The sequence below is a fragment of the Streptomyces sp. CAI-85 genome (assembly GCF_013363615.1).
GTDB lineage: Bacteria > Actinomycetota > Actinomycetes > Streptomycetales > Streptomycetaceae > Streptomyces > Streptomyces antibioticus_B.
The window spans coordinates 1-13719 of the sequence record NZ_JAANNX010000059.1; the positions used below are offsets into that span (position 1 = coordinate 1).

Genomic DNA, 13719 nt, shown 5'->3' on the forward strand with positions numbered 1-13719 from the left:
GTCTGATTCCCAGTCAGAGGGGGTTTGCCTTCCCGGCTGTTGGGCCGTTCCGACGAGTGAGACTTTAGCGGATTCCCCGCTCCCGAAGCCAATCGGGGGCGGCGTCCTTTCGAACGCGGATTCCTCATTTCGCGAATACGCACGCCAATGACACGACGACAGACGGAACGACTGCTCGTCGAGAAGTGGTTGGTACTTGCGGAATGGCTGTCCGGGGACCGACCGGAGTCGGCGCTCACGTCGGACAACTCGGAGAACACTACGTATGAGCGAGGGGCGTGTCAACCCGCGCCTCGACGGCACCCCGGAGGCGTACAGGCGTACCCTTGGCCCATGACTACGCGTACGCGCACCTGCACCCAGCAGTGGTGGGCCGCCTGACGGCGGCCGGGCTCACGTATGCGTTCAACGGCCGCCGCCTCGGCGGCCGTTCGTGTTTCTCCTCCAGGACTCCGGAGGGCCGGCCGGCCGGGACGGCGGCCTCGACCAGGAGGTGGAGTGGAGATGGCACGGGTTTTCAGCGGGATCAAACCGACCGGGCATCTGACCCTGGGGAACTACCTGGGGGCCATGCGGCGGTGGGCCGAGGTCGACCAGCACCGGGCGGACGCCGTGTTCTGCGTCGTCGATCTGCACGCCCTGACCGTGGAGCACGATCCGGCCCGGGTGCGCCGGCTGAGCAGACAGGCCGCGACGCTGTTGCTGGCGGCGGGACTGGACCCCGAGCTGTGCACGGTCTTCGTACAGAGTCATGTGGACGAGCACGCGCGGCTGTCGTATCTGCTGGAGTGCGTGGCCACGGACGGCGAGATGCGGCGGATGATCCAGTACAAGGAGAAGGCCGCCCGGGAGCGGGAGCGCGGCGGGAGTGTGCGGCTGTCGCTGCTGACGTATCCGGTGCTGATGGCGGCGGACATCCTGGCGTACGGGACCGACGAGGTGCCGGTGGGGGACGACCAGACGCAGCATGTCGAGCTGGCCCGGGATCTGGCGGTGCGGTTCAACCAGCGGTACGGGCACACCTTCGTGGTGCCGCGGGCCACGCCTCCGGGGGTGGCGGCGCGGGTGATGAACCTCCAGGAGCCCGGCTCGAAGATGGGGAAGAGCGAGGACACCGGGCCGGGGATCGTCTATCTGCTCGACGAGCCGGACGTGGTGCGGAAGAAGGTCATGCGGGCCGTCACCGACAGCGGCCGTGAGGTGGTCTACGACCGGGCGGGGCGGCCGGGGGTCGCGAATCTGCTGGAGATCCTCGCCGCCTGCACCGACGGGAACCCGGAAGATCTCCCGGCCGTTTACGACTCGTACGGCGCTTTGAAGAAGGACACGGCGGACGCCGTGATCGAGGTGTTGCGGCCGGTGCGGGTGAGGCATCGGGAGTTGTGCGCGGATCCCGCGTATGTGGAGGGGGTGCTTCGGGTTGGTGCGGAGAAGGCTCGGGCCATGGCGCGCCCCGTCGTGGATACCGCCTATCGGGCGATCGGGCTGCTGCCTCCGGTGACGGACGCGCTGTCAGGTGCCCCGGTGCCCGAGGCCGGGGCCGGGGCCGGGGTGCTGAACGCGGCTCGGTAGGCGCGTGGGCTGGTGGCGAGGCGCGAGGCGAAGTGCTGGCGCATCGTGACCTCGCTGCCGAAGCCGGCGCGGCGGGCGATCTCGGGCATGGGGAGGTCGGTGCGTTCGAGGAGTTTCTGGGCTGTGGCGATGCGCTGGTCGAGGAGCCAGCGGAGGGGGGTGGTGCCGGTGGCGGCGGTGAAGTGGCGGGCGAAGCTGCGGGGGGACATACCCGCGTAGGCGGCCAGGTCGGCGACCGTGAGTGGTTCGTGCAGATGGCGCAGCGCGTGTTCGCGTACGGCGGCGAGGGTGTCGGCGTCGCGGTCGGCGCGGGGTGTGGGGTGCTCGATGAACTGCGCCTGGGTGCCGGTGCGGAAGGGCGCGGTGACCATCGAGCGGGCGATGGTGGCGGCTGCCTCGGCACCGTGGGTCCGGCGGACGAGGTGGAGGCAGAGGTCGATGCCGGCTGCCGTGCCCGCGGCGGTCCAGATGTTGTCGTCCTCGATGAAGAGCGCGTCGGGGACGACGTTCACCCGGGGGTGGTGGATGCGGAGGAGGTCGATCAGGTTCCAGTGGGTGATCGCCCGGCGGCCGTCGAGGAGGCCGGCCTGGGCGAGGGTGAAGGCTCCGCCGCACAGGGCGGCGAGGGTGGTGCCGCGGGCGTGGGCGCGGCGCAGGGCGTCCAGCACGGGGGTGGGTGCGGGAGTGAGGTGGTCGTCGAGGCCGGGGACCACGATCAGGTCGGCGCGGGCGAGCCAGGTGAGGGTGCGGTCGGGGTGCAGGGCCAGACCGCCGCGCATGGGGACGGGCGTGCTGTCGACGGCGACGCGGCGCAGGTCGAAGGCGGGGGCGCCGCGGTCGGTGCGGTCGGTGCCCCAGACCTCGGTGATGACGGAGACGTCGAAGGCGCGGATCCCGGGGAAGGCGACGAGCGCCACGCGGTGGGCCGGGGGCCGCGGTGCCTGGACTGCCATGGTGGCAGTAAACCATCGATCGCTGGCTTTTGTATCGCTGGGCGGCGGTCCTGCCGGGCGGCACGATCGAGGGCATGGACATCGCGGAGAACGCAGTGCTGGTGGTCGTGGACGTGCAGAAGGGATTCGAGGAGGAGGACTACTGGGGTACGCGCAACCATCCCGAGGCGGACGACAACATCGCCGCCCTGATCGACGTATGGCAGACGACGGGCCGGCCGGTGGTGTTCGTGCGGCACGACTCGGTGAAGCCGGACTCGCCGCTGCGCGTCGGGTACGAGGGGAACGGGTTCAAGGACTACGTGGAGCGGCGGCGCGGGCGGGGTGCCGGGGCCGAGCTGCTGGTGACGAAGTCGGTGAACTCGGCGTTCCTCGGGGCGCCTGATCTGCACGCCTGGCTGACGGCCGAGGGGGCGGGGCAGATCGTGGTGGCCGGGATCCAGACGAACATGTGCGCCGAGACGACGGCGCGGATGGGAGGGAACCTGGGGTACGACGTGGTGTTCGCGTTCGACGCGACGTACACCTTCGGTCTTGAGGGGCCGTTCGGGTGGCGGCTGAGCGCGGAGGAGCTGGCGCGGGCGACGGCGGTGTCGTTGCACGGGGGCGGCTTCGCGCGGGTGGTGACCACGAAGGAGATCGTGGCCGCGGCCGCGTGATCCACCGCCCCCCGGCGGGCCGGCCAGGTCCGTAGTCGCCCGTGGGGTCAGCCGTTGCCGGAGGCGAGCTGGCGGCTGCGGTCGCGGGCGGCTTCGAGGGCGGCGATGAGGGCGGCCCGTACGCCGTGGTTCTCCAGTTCGCGGATGGCGTTGATGGTGGTGCCGGCGGGGGAGGTGACGTTCTCGCGGAGCTTGACGGGGTGCTCGCCGCTGTCGCGGAGCATCGTCGCGGCGCCGATCGCGGACTGGACGATCAGGTCGTGGGCCTTGTCGCGGGGCAGGCCGAGCAGGATGCCGGCGTCGGTCATGGCCTCGACCAGGTAGAAGAAGTACGCCGGGCCGGATCCGGAGAGCGCGGTACACGCGTCCTGCTGGGACTCGGGCACCCGCAGGGTCTTGCCGACGGAGCCGAAGATCTCCTCGGTGTGGGCGAGGTGGTCGGCGGTGGCGTGGGTGCCGGCGGAGATGACGGACATGGCCTCGTCGACGAGGGCGGGGGTGTTCGTCATCACGCGGACGACCGGGGTGCCACTCGCCAGGCGCTCCTCGAAGAAGGAGGTGGGGATGCCCGCCGCGCCGCTGATGACCAGGCGGTCGGCGGGGACGTGCGGGGCGAGTTCGTCGAGGAGGGTGCCCATGTCCTGCGGTTTGACCGTGAGGATGAGGGTGTCGGCGGTCTTGGGGGCCTCGGCGTTGGTGACGGGGGTGACTCCGTGGCGGGCGCGGAGTTCCTCGGCGCGTTCGGGGCGGCGGGCGGTGACGAGGAGGTCGGCCGGGGCCCAGCCGCCGCGGATCATTCCGCTGAGCAGGGCTTCGCCGATCTTGCCGGTGCCGAGGACTGCGACTTTCTGCGTCATGGTGCGGGGCCCTCCGGGGGTGTGCGTCGTCCTTGTTCATCCTCCCATCGGGGGTGGGGGTGCGGCGGGTGTGTCCGGTGGGCGGACGTGTGGTGCGGGCGTGCGGTGCGGGCGGGTCATGCCGTCCTGCGGCGCAGGGTCGCCGCGCCGAGGGCGAGGACCAGGAGCGCGCAGCCGCCGACGATCAGGATGTCGCGGACGAAGGTGGCGGTCATGTCGGTGTGCTTGAGGACCTCGTTCATGCCGTCGACGGCGTAGGACATGGGCAGCACGTTCGAGACGGCTTCGAGGGCGGGGTGCATGGCGTCGCGCGGGGTGAACAGACCGCAGAGGAGAAGCTGGGGGAAGATCACGGCCGGCATGAACTGGACGGCCTGGAACTCCGACGACGCGAAGGCGGAGACGAAGAGGCCGAGGGCGGTGCCGAGCAGGGCGTCGAGGAGCGCGACCAGGAGGAGCAGCCAGGGGCTGCCGGTGACGTCGAGGTCGAGGAACCAGACCGCGAGGCCCGTGGCCAGGGCGGACTGGATGATCGCGAGGGTGCCGAAGGCGAGGGCGTAGCCGGCGATGAGGTCGCCCTTGCCGAGGGGCAGGGCGAGGAGGCGTTCGAGGGTGCCGGAAGTGCGTTCGCGGAGGGTGGCGATGGAGGTGACCAGGAACATCGTGATCAGCGGGAAGATCCCGAGGAGGGAGGCGCCGATGTTGTCGAAGGTGCGCGGGTTGCCGTCGAAGACGTAGCGCAGCAGGAAGAGCATCACGCACGGGATGAGGATCATCAGCGCGATGGTGCGGGGGTCGTGGCGGAGCTGGCGCAGGACGCGTGCGGCGGTGGCGGTGGTGCGGGAGAGGTTGAGGGCACCCGTGGGCGCGGCGGGGGTCGTGGGTGCGGTCATCGGGTCGTCTCCTTCTCGCGGGCGGCCGCGGCGGCCTGGTCGACCAGGTGGAGGAAGGCGGCCTCGACGGTCTCGGAGCGGGTGCGTTCGCGCAGGGCGTCCGGGGTGTCGTCGGCGAGGATCTCGCCCTCGCGCATCAGGAGCAGGCGATGGCAGCGCTCGGCCTCGTCCATGACGTGGGAGGAGATGAGGAGGGTGGCGCCGCGGGAGGCGGCGATGTCGTGGAAGAGCTGCCACAGGTCGCGGCGCAGCACGGGGTCGAGGCCGACGGTGGGTTCGTCGAGGACGAGGAGTTCGGGGGTGCCGAGGAGGGCGACGGCGAGGGAGACGCGGCTGCGCTGGCCGCCGGAGAGGTTGCCGGCGAGGGCGTCGGTGTGGCTGGTGAGGTCGACGTCGGCGATGGCGCGGGTGACGTTCTCGTGGCGGCGGTCGGCGGCGGCGCGGCCGGGGTCGAGGATCGCGGCGAAGTAGTCGAGGTTCTGGCGGGCGGTCAGATCGTCGTAGACGGAGGGGGCCTGGGTGACGTAGCCGATGCGGGTGCGCAGGGAGGGGTGTCCGGCGGGGCTGCCGAGGACGTCGAGGGTGCCGGTGACCTTGGCCTGGGTGCCGACGACGGCGCGCATCAGCGTGGTCTTGCCGCAGCCGGACGGGCCGAGGAGTCCGGTGATCTGGCCGCGCGGGACGGTGAAGCCGAGGCCGCGCAGGACCGTGCGGGAGCCGCGGACGACGGTGAGGTCCCGGGCGTGGAGGGCGGGTGCCGGTTCCTCGGCGGAGGGTTCGCCGCGGTCGCCGGCCAGGGAATTCATCATGCGATGAATATTGCTCCCGCGGCGGTACCCCGTCAAGCGTCTCGGTCGGGCTCCTCGGTCTGGCGTCTCGGTCAGGCGCCTCGGTCTGGCGCCTCGGTCTGGCGTCTTGGTCCGGCGTCTCGGTCAGGGTGCGGTGGCGGCCAGCAGTTCCACGTCGTACGTCTCCTCGACCGTGCCGTCCGGGAAGGCGGCGAGGAGATGGCGGCGCTCCTCGGTGAGGAAGGCGGTGGACCGCTCCTCGCCCTGGACCAGGAAGCCCGAGTGGCTGCCGATGTTGGCGAGGTGGAGGTCGACGGGGACGCGGCGGCTCCAGCGGATCCGGCGGTGGGTGAAGGCGAGGCTGCCGGTGGGGTCGGCGCGGGCGAGGTGGGAGGCGTCGCCGTTCGTCCTCACCACGCCGTCGAGGCCGAAGTGGCGCTCGATGCGCCGCGCCTGGGCCTCGATCCACGGCACGTCGACGGTGCTGGTGTTCCACCACAGCGCCAGCACGCCGCCCGGCCGCAGCACGCGCAGGGCCTCCGGGACCGAGCGGGCCGGGTCGGTCCAGTGCCAGGACTGGGCGTAGGTAAGGAGGTCGAGGGAGGAGGTGGCGAGGGGGAGGTGGTTGCCGTCGCCGCGGACGATCGGTACCTGGGCGAGAGCGCGGCGGAACTGTGCCGCCATGCCCTCTCCCGGTTCGACGGCGACGACGTGGGCGCCGCGGGCGTGCAGCAGGGCGGTCGCGATGCCCGTCCCTGCCCCGACGTCCGCGATCCGGGCGCCGGCGAGGGGGCGGTCGGCGAGTTCCTCGACGGTGTCGAAGAGGGTGGGCGGGTAGGAGGGGCGGTTCGCGGCGTACTGGGCCGCGGCGGCGTTGAAGGAGTGGGCGCGGATGTGGGCTCGGGCCTCGGCGGGGTCCTGGGCCTGTGCCTGTGAAGTGGCCGTCATGGGGCCATGGTCGCCCCGCCGGGTGTGGAGGGGAACGGGGCGTTCCCGGCGCCCGCGGTCAGGTGCGGCGGCGCTTCTTCGCGGGGTTGCCCGTGCGGCGGGTGCCGCGCTTCTCGTACCGCTGCCGGGCGGTCTCGTACTCGGCGCGGTGCAGCTTCTCTCCGGGCGCCTCGGTGAGGGTGCGGAAGAAGTAGGCGACGAGCGTGCCCACGAACCCGATGGTCAGCAGCCCGCGCAGGGATGCCTGGCGGTCGGGGTCGGGGCGCTTGGAGAAGCCCTCCCAGGTGGTGCGGAAGGCGAGCGCGCTGCACACCGCGAACATGACGACGACCAGCAGGTTCACGAAGCCGCCGATGTCGGCGACGGCCAGGCCCTGGTAGGCGAAGCGCAGGACGAGGCAGGCGGCGGTCGTGGCGGCGAGCGCGCCGACGGCCACGCCGGCGCGGCGCAGGGCGTAGCCCCCGTCGTGGTCCACCCAGGTCGTGCCGAAGAACCGCAGGGGCTCGGGGCGGGGCCCGTCGGGGCCCGCCGAGGTGTCCGGGGTGCCGTTCTCGTCGCTCACAGAATCGCTCACAGAACGATTGTCGCTCACGGGACGATTATGGCTCCGGCCACCGGCGGGCTCCCGAACGGGTCGGGGCCGCGGTCAGGCGCAGCGCGGTGCCACGTAGCCGTCGCTGCCGGTCCTGACGTAGGCGTCGGAGACGAACTGGCCGTTGGCGATGTTGTCCCAGATCTTGGAGGTGCCGTACGGGCCGGTGACGCTGGTGCCCGGCGACTGGCAGAAGATCGGGACCCGGGTGCCCTCGGGGAGCACCTTGACGATCGGGTAGCTGGTGCCCGGGCCGCTGCGTACGTTCAGCCGGACGCCCGGGGCGATCGGGTAGTACGTGAGGCTCGCCGTCGCGGCCGCCGCGAGGGACTCCCCCGCGCTCGCGCCCTCGGCCGCTCCCCCTGCCTCTTCCACTTCTTCCACACGGTCCACCGACATGAAAATCCTCCCCCGTCGAACCTCATGGTCGAACCCCGTGAACGCCATGAGGCCCCGTTGATTCCCCTTGAACACGCGATGAAACACATGTGCACGATTCGTACAGTGTGGCGGGCAAGCCGCCGCTGCCGTGTTCGAGTCATCGACTAGGCTCCGTGCGTCGCGCGCGCGGAGGAACAGCACGGGGGTGGTCCATGACGCCACAGCGCAACACCGGAGCGGGCGCGGAAGCGGAACTTCCCGAGTACGCCGGTCACTACCGCCTGGAGTCGTGTCTGGGTTCCGGCGGCATGGGCGTGGTGCATCTGGCCCGCAGCACCTCCGGGATGAAGGTCGCGGTCAAGGTCGTCCACGCGGAGTTCGCGCGGGATCCCGAGTTCAGGGGGCGTTTCCGGCAGGAGGTGGGGGCCGCCCGGAAGGTCAGCGGCGCGTTCACCGCACCGGTCGTCGACGCCGATCCCGAGGCCGAACGCCCTTGGATGGCCACCCTGTTCATCCCCGGCCCGACCCTCGCCGAGCAGGTGAAGCGGAACGGCCCCATGGACTCGGGCGAGTTGCGCCGGCTGATGGCCGGGCTCGCCGAGGCGCTGCGCGACATCCACCGCGTCGGAGTCGTACACCGGGATCTGAAGCCGAGCAACGTGCTGCTCGCCGAGGACGGTCCGAAGGTGATCGACTTCGGGATCTCGCGCCCGAAGGACAGCGAACTGCGCACCGAGACGGGCAAGTTGATCGGGACGCCGCCGTTCATGGCGCCGGAGCAGTTCCGGCGGCCCCGGGAGGTCGGGCCCGCCGCCGACATCTTCGCGCTGGGCTCGGTGATGGTGCACGCGGCGACGGGACGCGGTCCGTTCGATTCCGACAGCCCGTACGTCGTCGCCTACCAAGTGGTGCACGACGAACCGGATCTGACGGGCGTACCGGCGAACCTGGCGTCCCTGGTGGGCCGTTGCCTCGCCAAGGAGCCCGAGGACCGGCCGACACCGGACGAGCTGATGCGCGAACTGCGGTCGGTGGCCGCCTCGTACGACACCCAGGCGTTCATACCGTCGCAGCGCACGACGGACGGGGCGCAGCCGGACGCGGACGGTCCGGAAGCGGCCGAGCCGGAAGTGACCGGGTCCCAGGCGGATTCCAAGGAGCCCGTCTCGGATCCGGAGCCGTCGAAGCGGCGTCGCAGGATCCGGCTGGGCCTCGCCGCCGTGGCCGTCGTCGTCTCGGTCGCGGCGCTCGCCACGGCGCTGGCGCTCGGCGGGGACGACGACGCGGGCGGTACGGGCGGAACGGCCCGGGCGACGGGCGGGACCCGTTCCTCCGCGGCGGACTTCACCGGCTGGACGGCGACCCCCAAGGCCCCGGCCGCCGGCGGCGAGGCCCGCGACAGCGGAGGGGGCGGCGGCGACGGCGGTGTGCCGCAGTGCGCGTACGACGCGCGGCGGCTGCTCTGCGCCCAGACGGGACTGGTGTCCGCGCTCGACACCTCCGACGGGCGCGTCCTGTGGCGGCATCCGCTCCGGAAGGGCGACCGGCCCCGAGAGGCCCCGGCGCTCGCGGGCGGCCTCGCGCTGCTGCTCACGCACTCCGGCAAGCGCGTCGAGGCCCTCGACCCGGCGTCGGGCGAGGTCCGCTGGACGCGGGACGTGACGGCGTACGAGGGCGTCGCGACCGCCGGTGGCACCCTGCTGCTGACCGCCGCCGACGGCACGGTGACCGGTGTGGACGCCGGAACGGGCCAGGAGGCGTGGAGCGGCCGGGTGCCGGGGCAGAGCCGGCCGTACTTCGTGGCGTTCCCGAAGGATCCGCTGGCGTACGCGACGACCGCCTCGGACGACGGGCGCACCCGGATCACCGCCGTGGACCCCGCCACCGGCGAGGTGCGCTGGCAGCGGTCGCTGGACGGCACGCTGACCCTGGTGGGCACGGCGGACGGCGCTCTGGTGCTGCTGGCGGAAGGCGGGGAGTACGGCAAGGTCGACGCCGTGGTCCGCTACGACCCGCGCGGCCGGGACACCCGGCGGATCGCGCTGAACGTGCCGCTCCAGCAGGCGCGGGCCGCCGTACGCGGCGACCGGGTGTATCTGCTGGCCTTCGACGGGGCCCTGGTGGCCGTGGACACAGGCCGGGCGGAGCAGTCGTGGTCGCTCCAGACGGCCGTGAGCCGGGGTTCGGCACCGGTCGCCGACGGCGCGCACGTGTACTTCAGCGCCGCGGACGGCCGTCTCCTCGCCGTGGACGCGGAGGCGGGGAAGCTGGTCGGGCAGACGGCGCTGCGGCTCGGCGCGAACGGCGGCGAGGTCGTGTCCGCGCTGCCCGCGCCCCGGGCGGTCGACGGGCGGGTGTTCGCCGGGGCGCCGGACGGCACGGTGTTCGGGGTGGACGGGACGGACCCGGCGGACTGGTAGCCGCCCGCCGGGCCCATGGGGCGTGAGGGCGCTCAGCCCAGCTTCGACACGTCCCGCACGGCGCCCTTGTCCGCGCTGGTCGCCATCGCGGCGTAGGCGCGCAGGGCGGCGGAGACCTTGCGCTGACGGTTCGACGGGGCGTACGTCCCGTTCAACGACTCCTCGCGGCGCGCGAGTTCCGCGTCGTCCACGAGCAACTCGATCGAGCGGTTCGGGATGTCGATGCGGATGCGGTCGCCGTCCTGGACGAGGGCGATCGTGCCGCCGGAGGCCGCCTCGGGCGAGGCGTGGCCGATCGACAGTCCGGAGGTGCCGCCGGAGAAGCGGCCGTCGGTGATCAGGGCGCAGGTCTTGCCGAGCCCGCGGCCCTTCAGGAACGACGTCGGGTACAGCATCTCCTGCATACCGGGGCCGCCCTTGGGGCCCTCGTAGCGGATGACGACGACGTCGCCGTGGGTGACCTGCTTGTTGAGGATCTTCTCGACGGCCTCCTCCTGCGACTCGCAGACGACCGCCGGGCCCTCGAAGGTCCAGATCGACTCGTCCACACCGGCCGTCTTGACCACGCAGCCGTCGACGGCGAGGTTGCCGCGCAGCACCGCGAGGCCGCCGTCCTTGGAGTAGGCGTGCTCGGCGGAGCGGATGCAGCCGCCCTCGGCGTCCTCGTCGAGCGCCTCCCAGCGCTCGGACTGGGAGAACGCCTCGGCGGAGCGGACGCAGCCCGGGGCGGCGTGCCACAGCTCGACGGCCTCGGCGGACGGGGAGCCGCCGCGGACGTCCCAGGTCTTCAGCCAGTCCGCGAGGGACGGGCTGTGGACGGAGTTCACGTCCTCGTTGAGCAGGCCCGCGCGGTGCAGCTCGCCGAGCAGGGCGGGGATGCCGCCCGCGCGGTGCACGTCCTCCATGTAGTACGTGCGGTCCTTGGCCACGTTGGGGGCGACCTTCGCCAGGCAGGGCACGCGCCGGGAGACGGCGTCGATCTGCTCCAGGCCGAAGGGCACGCCCGCCTCCTGGGCGGCGGCGAGCAGGTGCAGGATCGTGTTGGTGGAGCCGCCCATCGCGATGTCGAGCGCCATGGCGTTCTCGAAGGCCGCGAAGGAGGCGACGGAGCGCGGCAGGACGGTCTCGTCGTCCTGCTCGTAGTAGCGCCGGGTGATGTCCATGACCGTGCGGGCGGCGTCGACGTAGAGGCGTTTTCGCGCCGTGTGGGTGGCCAGCACCGAGCCGTTGCCCGGGAGGGAGAGGCCGATGGCCTCGGTCAGGCAGTTCATCGAGTTGGCGGTGAACATGCCGGAACAGGAGCCGCAGGTCGGACAGGCGTTCTCCTCGATACGGAGGATGTCCTCGTCCGAGATCTTGTCGTTCACGGCGTCGGAGATCGCGTCGACCAGGTCGAGCGTGCGGACCGTGCCGTCGACCAGGGTGGCGCGGCCGGACTCCATCGGGCCGCCGGAGACGAAGACCGTCGGGATGTTCAGCCGCAGCGCGGCGTTCAGCATGCCCGGGGTGATCTTGTCGCAGTTGGAGATGCAGATCAGGGCGTCGGCGCAGTGGGCCTCGACCATGTACTCCACGCTGTCCGCGATCAGGTCGCGGGAGGGCAGGGAGTACAGCATGCCGCCGTGGCCCATCGCGATGCCGTCGTCGACCGCGATCGTGTTGAACTCGCGCGGGATGCCGCCGGCCTCGCGGATCGCCTCGCTGACGATCCGCCCGACGGGCTGGAGATGCGTGTGGCCGGGCACGAACTCGGTGAAGCTGTTGGCCACCGCGATGATCGGCTTCCGGCCGATGTCCGCACCGGGTACACCGGAGGCGCGCATAAGGGCGCGGGCGCCCGCCATATTGCGGCCGTGGGTGACTGTGCGGGACCTCAGCTCGGGCATCGTCGCTCGCTCCTTCAGACAGATAGGGCTGCTAAAGAGCGTACGCCGGTCATCCACCGTACGGGACGAGGTGTCCGGAATGCGGGACGGGCGTCTCGGGTCCGGTCGGCGATCGTCAGGGGCCTGTGAGGTGTCCCTGGACCACCGGGGCCAGCCGTTCGATGACCGACTCGACGTCCGCCGACGCCAGCGGCTCCACCTTGATCACGTACCGCAGCATCACGCACCCGATGAGCTGCGCGGCCGCCAGCTCGGCGCGCAGCTCGGCGTCGGGCAGGTCGAGCCGCGCGGCGATCCGGCGCAGCACCTGGGCGGCGACCAGGCGGCGGAAGACGGCCGCCGCGGCGTCGTTGTTCACGGCCGAGCGGACGATCGCCAGCAGGGGCGCGCGCGTGGCGGGGTTCTCCCAGACGCCGAAGAAGAAGCGGGCCATCTGCTCCCCCACGCCCTCCAGCGGGCCCTCCGCGATGGAGCCCGGGCCGTCGAGGACGGGTCCGACGACGCCCTCGACGGCCGCCTCGAAGATCAGGTCCTTGGTGCCGAAGTAGTGGTGCACGAGCGCCGAGTCCACTCCGGCGGCCTTCGCGATCCCGCGTACGGATGTCTTGTCGTACCCGCGTTCGGAGAACTGCTCGCGCGCGGCGGCGAGAATCCGGTCCCGGGTCTCGGCGGACTCGGCCCGCGGGGGGCGGCCGCGGCGACGGGGAGCGGCGGGGCGGTCGGCCGCACCGTCGGCACCGGCACCCGCCCCCGGGGCCGCACCCGGACCGCTGTCCGCGCCCCGACCACTGCCCGCGCCCGCGCCGGGTCCGGCACCCGCGTCCGTCACGTGCGAGGCACCTTCGTCGCCGACGCGAGGTGCAGGCGGGTGAAGGCGAGGGCCTCCGCGAGGTCGGCCTCGCGCTCGGCGCTCGACATGGCCCGCCGGGTGTTGACCTCGATCACGACATGGCCGTCGAAGCCGCTCAGCGCGAGCCGTTCCAGCAGCTCGGCGCAGGGCTGGGCGCCCCGCCCCGGAACCAGGTGCTCGTCCTTGGCCGAACCGTTTCCGTCGGCGAGGTGGACATGGCCGAGCCGGTCCCCCATGCGGTCGATCATCTGCATCGCGTCCGTGCGGGCCGTCGACGCGTGGCTGAGGTCGATCGTGAAGTGCCGGTAGTCGTCCTTGGTGACGTCCCAGTCGGGGGCGTACGCGAGCATCTCGCGGTCGCGGTAGCGCCACGGGTACATGTTCTCGACGGCGAACCGTACGTCCGTCTCGTCCGCCATCCGCCAGATGCCGCGCACGAAGTCACGCGCGTACTGGCGCTGCCAGCGGAACGGCGGGTGGACGACGACCGTGGTCGCCCCGAGCTTCTCGGCGGCCGCGCGGGCGCGCTGGAGCTTGGTCCAGGGGTCGGTGGACCACACGCGCTGGGTGATGAGCAGGCACGGGGCGTGCACGGCGAGGATCGGGATGCGGTGGTGGTCGCTCAGCCGGCGCAGGGCGTCGATGTCCTGGCTGACGGGGTCGTTCCACACCATGACCTCGACGCCGTCGTAGCCGAGGCGCGCGGCGATCTCGAAGGCCGTCGCCGTCGACTCCGGGTACACGGAGGCCGTCGACAGGGCGACCTTCGCATCCGGGATCCGCACGACTGGCTCTGCCATGGGGGACAGGTTACGGGGTGCGGGTGCCTGGGAACGGGCGTCCGTTCGCCGTTGTGGGAAGCGCCACGGACCGGCCCGGCCCGTGCGGCCGGTTCCGGCCGTCCGGGCGGTACGAGGTGT

General features: G+C 72.2%; 13 protein-coding genes. 3 read left to right on the forward strand and 10 right to left on the reverse strand.

Going from position 1 to position 13719, the window contains the following annotated elements; translation table 11 throughout:
* Positions 1 to 504: 504 nt before the first annotated feature.
* Complete coding sequence (trpS, locus tag G6W55_RS31565) at positions 505 to 1572, forward strand: tryptophan--tRNA ligase (RefSeq protein WP_175524133.1); 1068 nt, start codon at positions 505 to 507, stop codon at positions 1570 to 1572.
* Here trpS and G6W55_RS31570 read toward each other — a convergent pair.
* The gene (locus G6W55_RS31570) at positions 1470 to 2525 is read right to left on the reverse strand and encodes a GlxA family transcriptional regulator (RefSeq protein WP_175524134.1); all 1056 of its coding nucleotides are present in this window, start codon (positions 2523 to 2525) and stop codon (positions 1470 to 1472) included. The two genes, trpS and G6W55_RS31570, sit on opposite strands and share 103 nt — an antisense overlap.
* A 74-nt stretch (positions 2526 to 2599) precedes the next feature.
* Here G6W55_RS31570 and G6W55_RS31575 point away from each other — a divergent pair, with 74 nt between their 5' ends.
* Entirely contained in the window at positions 2600 to 3184 is a 585-nt protein-coding gene (locus tag G6W55_RS31575) for a cysteine hydrolase family protein (protein WP_078634385.1), read from the forward strand.
* Between the two features lie 47 nt (positions 3185 to 3231).
* Here G6W55_RS31575 and proC read toward each other — a convergent pair whose 3' ends face one another.
* The 6 genes from proC to G6W55_RS31605 form a co-directional block, all read right to left on the reverse strand.
* Entirely contained in the window at positions 3232 to 4041 is an 810-nt protein-coding gene (gene proC / locus G6W55_RS31580) for a pyrroline-5-carboxylate reductase (RefSeq protein WP_175524135.1), read from the reverse strand.
* Between the two features lie 116 nt (positions 4042 to 4157).
* The gene (locus tag G6W55_RS31585; protein WP_175524136.1) at positions 4158 to 4934 is read right to left on the reverse strand and encodes an ABC transporter permease; all 777 of its coding nucleotides are present in this window, start codon (positions 4932 to 4934) and stop codon (positions 4158 to 4160) included.
* Positions 4931 to 5740 carry an ABC transporter ATP-binding protein gene (locus G6W55_RS31590; RefSeq protein WP_375372491.1) on the reverse strand — a complete coding sequence of 270 codons (810 nt, stop codon included), beginning with the start codon at positions 5738 to 5740 and terminating at the stop codon, positions 4931 to 4933. Before G6W55_RS31590 ends, G6W55_RS31585 begins: the two co-directional genes overlap by 4 nt.
* A gap of 126 nt (positions 5741 to 5866) precedes the next feature.
* The gene (locus G6W55_RS31595; RefSeq protein WP_175524138.1) at positions 5867 to 6670 is read right to left on the reverse strand and encodes a class I SAM-dependent methyltransferase; all 804 of its coding nucleotides are present in this window, start codon (positions 6668 to 6670) and stop codon (positions 5867 to 5869) included.
* A 58-nt stretch (positions 6671 to 6728) separates the two neighbouring features.
* Entirely contained in the window at positions 6729 to 7232 is a 504-nt protein-coding gene (locus tag G6W55_RS31600) for an EamA/RhaT family transporter (protein WP_175524157.1), read from the reverse strand.
* 84 nt (positions 7233 to 7316) lie between these two features.
* Positions 7317 to 7661: an SH3 domain-containing protein gene (locus G6W55_RS31605; RefSeq protein WP_030796118.1), complete on the reverse strand. Its 345-nt coding sequence runs from the start codon at positions 7659 to 7661 to the stop codon at positions 7317 to 7319.
* A 194-nt stretch (positions 7662 to 7855) separates the two neighbouring features.
* Between G6W55_RS31605 and G6W55_RS31610 the strand changes: the two genes are divergently transcribed.
* A complete protein-coding gene (locus tag G6W55_RS31610; protein WP_175524139.1) occupies positions 7856 to 10063 on the forward strand; it encodes a serine/threonine-protein kinase in 2208 nt (735 codons plus the stop codon).
* A gap of 32 nt (positions 10064 to 10095) precedes the next feature.
* Here G6W55_RS31610 and ilvD read toward each other — a convergent pair whose 3' ends face one another.
* The 3 genes from ilvD to G6W55_RS31625 form a co-directional block, all read right to left on the reverse strand.
* Positions 10096 to 11949, reverse strand: a complete 1854-nt coding sequence (ilvD, locus tag G6W55_RS31615) for a dihydroxy-acid dehydratase (RefSeq protein WP_175524140.1) — start codon at positions 11947 to 11949, stop codon at positions 10096 to 10098.
* Positions 11950 to 12064: 115 nt separating this feature from the next.
* Complete coding sequence (locus G6W55_RS31620; RefSeq protein ID WP_175524141.1) at positions 12065 to 12778, reverse strand: TetR family transcriptional regulator; 714 nt, start codon at positions 12776 to 12778, stop codon at positions 12065 to 12067.
* A complete protein-coding gene (locus tag G6W55_RS31625; RefSeq protein ID WP_175524142.1) occupies positions 12775 to 13599 on the reverse strand; it encodes a sugar phosphate isomerase/epimerase in 825 nt (274 codons plus the stop codon). Before G6W55_RS31625 ends, G6W55_RS31620 begins: the two co-directional genes overlap by 4 nt.
* Positions 13600 to 13719: the final 120 nt, after the last annotated feature.

Bases quoted from the DNA above. Each gene is read 5' to 3' on its own strand.
- trpS (WP_175524133.1), top strand. From the start codon at position 505: ATGGCACGGGTTTTCAGCGGGATCAAACCGACCGGGCATCTGACCCTG.
- G6W55_RS31570 (WP_175524134.1), bottom strand. From the start codon at position 2,525: ATGGCAGTCCAGGCACCGCGGCCCCCGGCCCACCGCGTGGCGCTCGTC.
- G6W55_RS31575 (WP_078634385.1), top strand. From the start codon at position 2,600: ATGGACATCGCGGAGAACGCAGTGCTGGTGGTCGTGGACGTGCAGAAG.
- proC (WP_175524135.1), bottom strand. From the start codon at position 4,041: ATGACGCAGAAAGTCGCAGTCCTCGGCACCGGCAAGATCGGCGAAGCC.
- G6W55_RS31585 (WP_175524136.1), bottom strand. From the start codon at position 4,934: ATGACCGCACCCACGACCCCCGCCGCGCCCACGGGTGCCCTCAACCTC.
- G6W55_RS31590 (WP_375372491.1), bottom strand. From the start codon at position 5,740: ATGAATTCCCTGGCCGGCGACCGCGGCGAACCCTCCGCCGAGGAACCG.
- G6W55_RS31595 (WP_175524138.1), bottom strand. From the start codon at position 6,670: ATGACGGCCACTTCACAGGCACAGGCCCAGGACCCCGCCGAGGCCCGA.
- G6W55_RS31605 (WP_030796118.1), bottom strand. From the start codon at position 7,661: ATGTCGGTGGACCGTGTGGAAGAAGTGGAAGAGGCAGGGGGAGCGGCC.
- G6W55_RS31610 (WP_175524139.1), top strand. From the start codon at position 7,856: ATGACGCCACAGCGCAACACCGGAGCGGGCGCGGAAGCGGAACTTCCC.
- ilvD (WP_175524140.1), bottom strand. From the start codon at position 11,949: ATGCCCGAGCTGAGGTCCCGCACAGTCACCCACGGCCGCAATATGGCG.
- G6W55_RS31625 (WP_175524142.1), bottom strand. From the start codon at position 13,599: ATGGCAGAGCCAGTCGTGCGGATCCCGGATGCGAAGGTCGCCCTGTCG.